The sequence below is a fragment of the Streptomyces purpurogeneiscleroticus genome (assembly GCF_020024005.1).
GTDB lineage: Bacteria > Actinomycetota > Actinomycetes > Streptomycetales > Streptomycetaceae > Streptomyces > Streptomyces purpurogeneiscleroticus.
Genome location: NZ_NHSG01000040.1, coordinates 1 through 6,505, shown reverse-complemented (window position 1 = coordinate 6,505; position 6,505 = coordinate 1). Strand labels below are relative to the sequence as shown.

The 6,505-nt window shown below is 72.2% G+C and carries 7 protein-coding genes; 2 read left to right on the top strand and 5 right to left on the bottom strand.

Annotated elements, in window-relative coordinates; translation table 11 throughout:
- A partial coding sequence (locus CCS38_RS01100; protein ID WP_223731280.1) for an NAD(P)/FAD-dependent oxidoreductase occupies positions 1–952 on the bottom strand: 952 nt, incomplete at its 3' end.
- Between the two features lie 3 nt (positions 953–955).
- Positions 956–1,144 (bottom strand): ferredoxin, encoded by a 189-nt coding sequence (locus tag CCS38_RS01095; protein ID WP_223731279.1) that lies wholly within the window; start codon positions 1,142–1,144, stop codon positions 956–958.
- A gap of 287 nt (positions 1,145–1,431) precedes the next feature.
- Between CCS38_RS01095 and CCS38_RS01090 the strand changes: the two genes are divergently transcribed.
- Positions 1,432–2,751, top strand: coding sequence for a glutamine synthetase family protein (locus CCS38_RS01090; RefSeq protein ID WP_223731281.1), 1,320 nt, complete (start codon positions 1,432–1,434; stop codon positions 2,749–2,751).
- Between the two features lie 60 nt (positions 2,752–2,811).
- Complete coding sequence (locus tag CCS38_RS01085; protein WP_223731278.1) at positions 2,812–4,092, top strand: cytochrome P450; 1,281 nt, start codon at positions 2,812–2,814, stop codon at positions 4,090–4,092.
- On the opposite strand, the gene CCS38_RS01080 is transcribed toward CCS38_RS01085, so the two are convergent.
- Genes CCS38_RS01080 through CCS38_RS01070 form a run of 3 tightly spaced genes read right to left on the bottom strand, consistent with a single transcriptional unit; the run spans position 4,079 to position 6,320 of the window.
- A complete protein-coding gene (locus CCS38_RS01080; RefSeq protein ID WP_223731277.1) occupies positions 4,079–4,654 on the bottom strand; it encodes a cytochrome b in 576 nt (191 codons plus the stop codon). The two genes, CCS38_RS01085 and CCS38_RS01080, sit on opposite strands and share 14 nt — an antisense overlap.
- Positions 4,654–5,763 carry a catalase family peroxidase gene (locus CCS38_RS01075; protein ID WP_223731276.1) on the bottom strand — a complete coding sequence of 370 codons (1,110 nt, stop codon included), beginning with the start codon at positions 5,761–5,763 and terminating at the stop codon, positions 4,654–4,656. Before CCS38_RS01075 ends, CCS38_RS01080 begins: the two co-directional genes overlap by 1 nt.
- Positions 5,760–6,320, bottom strand: a complete 561-nt coding sequence (locus tag CCS38_RS01070) for a COG4315 family predicted lipoprotein (protein ID WP_223731275.1) — start codon at positions 6,318–6,320, stop codon at positions 5,760–5,762. Before CCS38_RS01070 ends, CCS38_RS01075 begins: the two co-directional genes overlap by 4 nt.
- Positions 6,321–6,505: the final 185 nt, after the last annotated feature.

The following is a 6,505-nucleotide window of genomic DNA, read 5'->3' as shown; positions in this document are numbered from 1 at the left end:
CTTCGGCGCCGGCGAGGTGGGCGGCGAGGGTCCTGGCGGCGCGCTTGGCGGTGTCGCCGGGGATCGACCAGTGCTCGACGCGGCGCGGGACGTTGTCGTAGCGGGCGTTGGGGAAGCGGGCGACGTCCCCGACGGCGACCGCGTACGGCAGGCCGCCGGCCCGCAGCAGTGCGTCGGTCAGTATGCCGTCGGTCAGGTCCAGGCCGTTGCCGGCCAGCCATTCGGTGTTGGCCACCGAGCCGACCGCCTCGACCACGACGTCGGCGGGGAGCACCCTGCCCTCGCCGAGCGCGACGCCGGTGACGTGGTCCTCGCCCTCGAAGGCGGTGACGCCGGTACCGAGCGCAAAGCGTACGCCGCGCTCCTGGTGCCGGGTGAGCAGCAGCCGGGCGGGCAGCTCGCCGAGCGGGCGCAGCATCGGCAGTGGTTCGGGGTCGACGACGGTGACCTCGGTGGCGCCGAGGCCGACGGCTGTGGCGGCGACCTCGCAGCCGATGAAGCCGGCGCCGACCACGACGACCCGGGCGCCGGGCCGGGTCAGCGCGGCGCGCAGGCCCTGGGCGTCGGCGAGGGTGCGGACGGTGTGCCGGCCGGCGGCGGGCCCTGGACAGCGCAGCCGCCGGGGCCGCATGCCGGTGGCGATCACCAGGCCGTCGAAGGCCAGCCGCTCGCCGTCCGCCAACTGCACGGTCCGCTCGGCGAGCCGGGCGGCCCTCACCCGGGTACCGAGGCGCCATTCCACGTCGGCGACGCTCGCGCGGGGCCGGAAGGCGAGGGAGCCGAAGGGGGCTTTGCCCGCGAGGACTTCCTTGGAGAGCGGCGGGCGGTTGTACGGCATGTGCGGCTCGTCGCCGATCAGGGTGATCGGGCCGGTGAAGCCGGCGGCGCGCAGCTGCTCGGCGGCGCGCAGGCCGGCCATGGCGGCGCCGGCCACCACGATGCGGGCGGCCATCGGTCAGTCCTCGATCCGGATGGCCTGCAGCGGGCAGACATCGGCGGCTTCCTCGACGTCCTCGCGCAGCGCGTCGTTCGGGTCGCTGACGTAGCCGAGGTGACCGTCCGCGTCGAGGTGGAAGACGTCGGGCGCCGCGAAGACGCACTGGCCGTGGTCCTGGCACTTGTTCATGTCGACGACGACCTTCATGGCCGGCCTCCTGGTGGTGGAACGTGACGGAACCGATAAGTCGTTTGGCGCCAAACAACATAGGAAGGCCACGGCTCCTGGTCAACACCTATCCGCATGGATAAATTTTTGCCGCCCGCCTCTTGCGGGGCCCGCAGACGTTCCCTACCGTTTGGCGTCAAATGACTGGCAGGGCCTCACTCAGCGCGGCCCCGGTCCTTCCCCGCCACCGTTCCCGCCCCTCCGAGGAGACACTGGTGAGCGCTCCCGATTTCCCCGCGATCGATTCCCCCGCGATCCGGCAGCACATGGATCGACTGGCCGCCGACGGCATCGACGTCATCCGCGTCGCCTATCCAGATCTCATCGGCACCGACCGCGCCCGCGACGTCCTGCTGGAACACCTGCCCTCGGCCTGCGACCACGGCCTCGCCTTCTGCCGGGCCGTCTACCACACCAGCCCGCAGGGCGATGTCGTCGAGGTCGCGGGCGGTCTGGACGCCGGCCTGCCCGACATCGCCGTCCGCCCGGACCTGTCCACGCTGGCTCCGCTGCCCTGGGAGCCGGGCGTCGCGTGGTGTCTCGGCGACGTGCTCGACCCCGCCACCGGCTCGCCCGCCCCGGAATCCCCCCGCGACCTGCTCCGCCATGTGCTCGCCCAGTGCACCGAGGAGGGGCTGGCCCCGGTGGTCGGCCCCGAGCTGGAGTACTTCCTGTGCGATCCGGACCCGGGCTCGCCCTCGGGCTGGAAGCGGTACGCCGAGGCCCCCGGCAATGTCTACACCGCGGGCCGTCGCGGTGACCCGGACGGCCATCTGCTGCGTACTCTGCGGCAGTTGCGCGACCTCGGCATCGGCGCCAGTATGGGCAACCACGAGTTCAGCCCGGGCCAGTTCGAGATCAATCTGACCCACTCCCCCGCGCTCGACGCCGCCGACCGGGCCTTCCGCTTCAAGGCCGCCGTCAAGGAACTCGCCCGCACCGAAGGCCGGCTGGCCACCTTCATGGCCAAGCCCTTCAGCGACGAGGGCGGTTCGGGCTTCCACGCCCACGTCTCCTGCCTGGACGGCGCAGGCCGCAACACCTTCGACGACCCCGCCGCGCCGCACGGGCTCTCCGCCACCGCCCGGCACGCGATCGCCGGCGTCCTCGCCCACGCCCCCGCACTGACCGCGCTGCTCAACCCCACGGTCAACTCCTACAAGCGGTTCGGGCCCGACACCCTCGCCCCCTGGCTGATCGACTGGGGCCTGGACAACCGCAGCGCCATGGTCCGCGTCCCGCCCGAGCGCGGCGCCGGCGCCCGCTTCGAGCTGCGCCTCGCCGACGCCAGCGCCAACCCGTATCTCCTGCTCGCGGGCGCCCTCGCGGCCGCGCTGCTCGGTGTGCGCGCCGGCCAGGAGCCGCCCGCGCCCCTGGAGGGCTACGGCTACGACACCACCAAGGCCGCGGCCCTGCCGATGACACTGCCCGCGGCGCTCGACGCCTTCGAGGCCGACACCGCGCTCACCGCGGTCCTCGGCAAGGGTTTCACCTCCGCCTACCTCGCCTACAAGCGCGACGAGGTCGCCCGCTTCCAGCGGTACGTCACGGACTGGGAGTTCACCGAGTACGCGTACCACCTCTGACCCCCGCGCCCGCCCGTACCCGCTGACCCACGCGCCACCCGTACCCGCAAGGAGCCACCGATGACCAGCACCCTGCCCGACGTCCACGAGCCGCTCCCCCTGGACGAGGTGAACCTCGCCGACCTGGACAACTTCACCGACGGCGTCACCCCGTGGCGGATGTTCCACACCCTGCGCCACCAGGACCCGGTCCACTGGCAGCCGGAGGAGGCGCCCAACTCCGGCTTCTGGTCGGTCACCCGGCACGCGGACATCGCCCGCGTCGACCGGGACGCGGAGACCTTCACCTCCACCAGGTTCGTCAACCTCGAAGAGGTCGACGAGGACCAGATCAAGAGGCGTGCCTCCATGCTGGAGCTGGACGGCGTCCGGCACCGCGCGATGCGCAGCCTGCTCCAGCGCCAGTTCGGCGCGAGCGTCATCAGCCAGTACGCGGACTTCCTGCGCGGGCTGACCGCGAAGACGCTGGACGCCGCGCTCGCCAAGGGCGGCTTCGATTTCGTCAAGGAGGTCTCCGCCGACTTCCCCATCAATGTCCTCGCCCGGCTGCTGGACGTGCCGCCGGAGGACAACCAGCAGCTCATCGACTGGGGAAACCGGATCATCGGCCACACCGACCCCGACTACGCCGATGTGCTGCTGGAGAGCGAGGAGAGCGAGCAGTACCGCGACCTGCCGTTCCGCTCCCCCGCCTCGCTGGAGGTCTTCGAGTACGGGCGCGAGCTGGCCCGGCAGCGCCGCGGCGGCGACGGCACCGACCTGATCTCCCGGCTGATAAACCAGACCCCGCGGGACGGCGTCCCGCTCTCCGCCCAGGACTTCGACAACTACTTCCTGCTGCTCGTCGTCGCGGGCAACGAGACCACCCGGCACTCCATCTCGCACGCCATGCTCGCGCTGATCAACAACCCCGACCAGCTCGACCGGCTGCGCAAGGACCCCTCGCTCATCCCCACGGCGGTCGAGGAGTTCCTGCGCTGGGCCTCGCCCGTGTACCACTTCCGCCGCACCGCCACCCGCGACGTCGAGCTCGGCGGCAAGCGCATCAAGGAGGGCGACAAGGTCGTCATGTGGTACGCCTCCGGCAACCGCGACGAGCGGGTCTTCGGCAACCCCTACGACTTCGACGTGACCCGCGAGAACAACGACCACGTCACCTTCGGCAAGGGCAGCCCGCACCTGTGCCTGGGCAACCTCCTCGCCCGTACCGAGATGCGCATCATGTTCGAGGAGCTGATCCCGCGGATCGCCGACATCCGCGTCACCGGCGAAGTCCCCCGTGTGCGTTCCAACTTCGTCAACGGCATCAAGAAGCTGCCGGTCGAGGTCACCCTCGCCTGAACGCCGCGTCGGCCGACCGGTCCGGACGCGCGGCACGCCCGAACGTCATCCGGCCGAGCAGCCGGTCACGCAGGACGAGAGTGTGGAACAGCACCGCGCACGCGTGCGTCAGGAAGGCCGCGAAGAGCAGGTACGCCAGTACCATGTGCGCCTGCCGCAGCACCGCGTACAGGGCCGGGTCGGCCGGCAGGAGCCCCGGCAGGCGCAGTGGCCCGTACAGCACGATGGGGTACCCGGCCGCCGAGAGCATGCCCCAGCCGATCAGCGGCAGCGTGAACATCAGGGCGTAGAGCAGGTACTCCGAGCCCTTCGCCGCCGCGCGTTCCCACCGGCCCATGGCCGGCGGGAGGGCCGGCGGCCGGTGCCGGAGCCGGTTCACGAACCGCACCACGGTGAAGACGAGGATCAGCATGCCGAGCGGCCGGTGGACGTCCTGCAGCGCGTCGTAGGCGGTCGGGGAGGCCACCATGGCGACGCCGATGAACAGCATGGCGACGACCATGACCGCCATCCCCCAGTGCAGCACACGGGCGAGGACGCCGAACTTCTCCGTTCCGCTCATCACTGCCCCCTCTCGACATCGACCGGGCTCGGTGTCTTCGGCTCGCCCGCTCTGCGGGTGAACGACTGGGAGTAGACCGCCGAACGGGCGCTGAGCAGCGGATCGTCCGACGCCGCTATCCCGTCCGGGAGGATCAGCGGATCGAAGTTGACGTCCCGGGCGTTGCCGGCCGCCTCCGTCCGTACGGAGTCGATCGTCAGCGTCCCGGCGTCGATCGTGCGGCGGTCGCCGGGCCACGGCGCGGTGGCGTCGTCCGTGGGGTCACCGGGTCTGCCGACCGTCAGCAACAGGCGCCAGCGCAGGGGCTCCTGTGCGACCTCGGCGATCAGCGCGTCGAAGAGGTGGTCTCGGCCGGGCCGGGCGGTGGTACCGCCGGGACGGACCGGCCCGGCCGGCTTCAGCGACCAGCGCACGGGGACGGTGTCGCCCGCGTCATTGGTACAGCGGAAGGCGTTCAGCGCGTTGTAGGTGCTGTCGTGGAAGCCGGAGGTGGGCGGGTGCCGCTTGACGACGGCCATCGCCTTGGCGGTCTCCGGGTGTTCGGCGAGGAAGGCGGCCATCTTCTCCGGGTCCGGCTTGCCCGTCGCCGGAAGTGGTTTGGCCGCCAGCACCCGCGCATAGAAGCCCTGCGGAGTGCGGTCCAGGAACACCGGAAGGTTGATCATCGCGGTGCGCCACTGCTCGCCGTCCGGCAGGTGGAAGAGCAGCCCGAGCCCACGCACGGTGGGCGTGGCATCGGGGGCGTCCGGCAGCCCGCCCGAGAGCGAGAACCGGCCGGTCACGGGGGTCCGCCCGGGCGCGAACACGGTGGCCCTGGACACCTCCGTGCCCGCACCGTTGGCGGTGAAGTACCCGGAGGCGCTCACGCCCTTCGCGTGGTTGCGGCGGAACCCGGCGTGCTTCCCGTAGACCTGCTCGAAGCGGTCCGCGAACGCGGCCGGTGTCAGCCGGTCGGCGGGGAACCGGCCGCCGGCGTAGGCGAGCCCGCCGATACCCGCCGCACCGACGCCGCCGACCGCGGCGAGTCCGAGCAGCGCGCTCCGCCGGCTGAGTTCCGGGCGGTGCGGTGTCGCCGGCGGTGGTGTGGTGCCCCTGGTCCCCTCGCTCATGACGCACCGTCAGCGGCCGGCTCGATCACCACGGCGTGCCACACGCCCTTGACCCCGTCACCGGCGGTCTTACCGGGCGCGGTGTCCTTGGCGAAGCGGTACAGCGCGTGGCCGTCGTACGTGGCCTGAGTGGCGCCGTCCGGGCGCTCCAGGGTGCCCGCGTCCTTCGGCAGACCGGCGCCGGCCTGCGGGGTCCCGGTAACCGGCGGCCAGAGCGCGGCGCACTTCCCCGTGCAGGCCGAGGTCTTCGCGGTGTCCTTGTCGAAGGTGTACAGCGTGTGGCCGCGGCCGTCGGTCAGTACCTTGCCGAGCTTCGTCGTCCGGGTGGCCAGCTTGGCGTCCTGCTTCCCGGCTTCGGACGGGGCCGTCGCCGAGGGCTTGGCCGAGGAGCCCGTCTTCGCCTCGTCGCCGCCTGCTTCCCCGCCGCCGCACGCCGCCAGCAGCAGCGCGGCGCCGACGCTCACCACCAGGCCGAGCCCGGCCCGTGCGGCTCCCCGGCGACCGCCCGTCCGCCGGCTCCCCTGCTCACCCGTCGTCTCGCCGGTCATCTCGCCCATTGACGTACTCCATCCGTGTCGCGCCGTGTCAGGCCGTGTCCTGTCGTGTCGTGCTGGTGCGCACGACGACGGGGGATACGGGGCGCGGGCGGCAGGTGTTTTCCGCCGGATGGGTGAGCCACGTCACAGCGCTCGCGGCGGGCGGGGCGACCGGGGCGGCTACGCCGCGAGCGCTGTGACGTGGC

What these genes read in the sequence shown, in the direction of transcription:
- CCS38_RS01070 (WP_223731275.1), bottom strand. Translation starts at nt 6,320, where the DNA reads ATGGGCGAGATGACCGGCGAGACGACGGGTGAGCAGGGGAGCCGGCGG.
- CCS38_RS01095 (WP_223731279.1), bottom strand. Translation starts at nt 1,144, where the DNA reads ATGAAGGTCGTCGTCGACATGAACAAGTGCCAGGACCACGGCCAGTGC.
- CCS38_RS01080 (WP_223731277.1), bottom strand. Translation starts at nt 4,654, where the DNA reads ATGAGCGGAACGGAGAAGTTCGGCGTCCTCGCCCGTGTGCTGCACTGG.
- CCS38_RS01085 (WP_223731278.1), top strand. Translation starts at nt 2,812, where the DNA reads ATGACCAGCACCCTGCCCGACGTCCACGAGCCGCTCCCCCTGGACGAG.
- CCS38_RS01075 (WP_223731276.1), bottom strand. Translation starts at nt 5,763, where the DNA reads ATGAGCGAGGGGACCAGGGGCACCACACCACCGCCGGCGACACCGCAC.
- CCS38_RS01090 (WP_223731281.1), top strand. Translation starts at nt 1,432, where the DNA reads ATGGATCGACTGGCCGCCGACGGCATCGACGTCATCCGCGTCGCCTAT.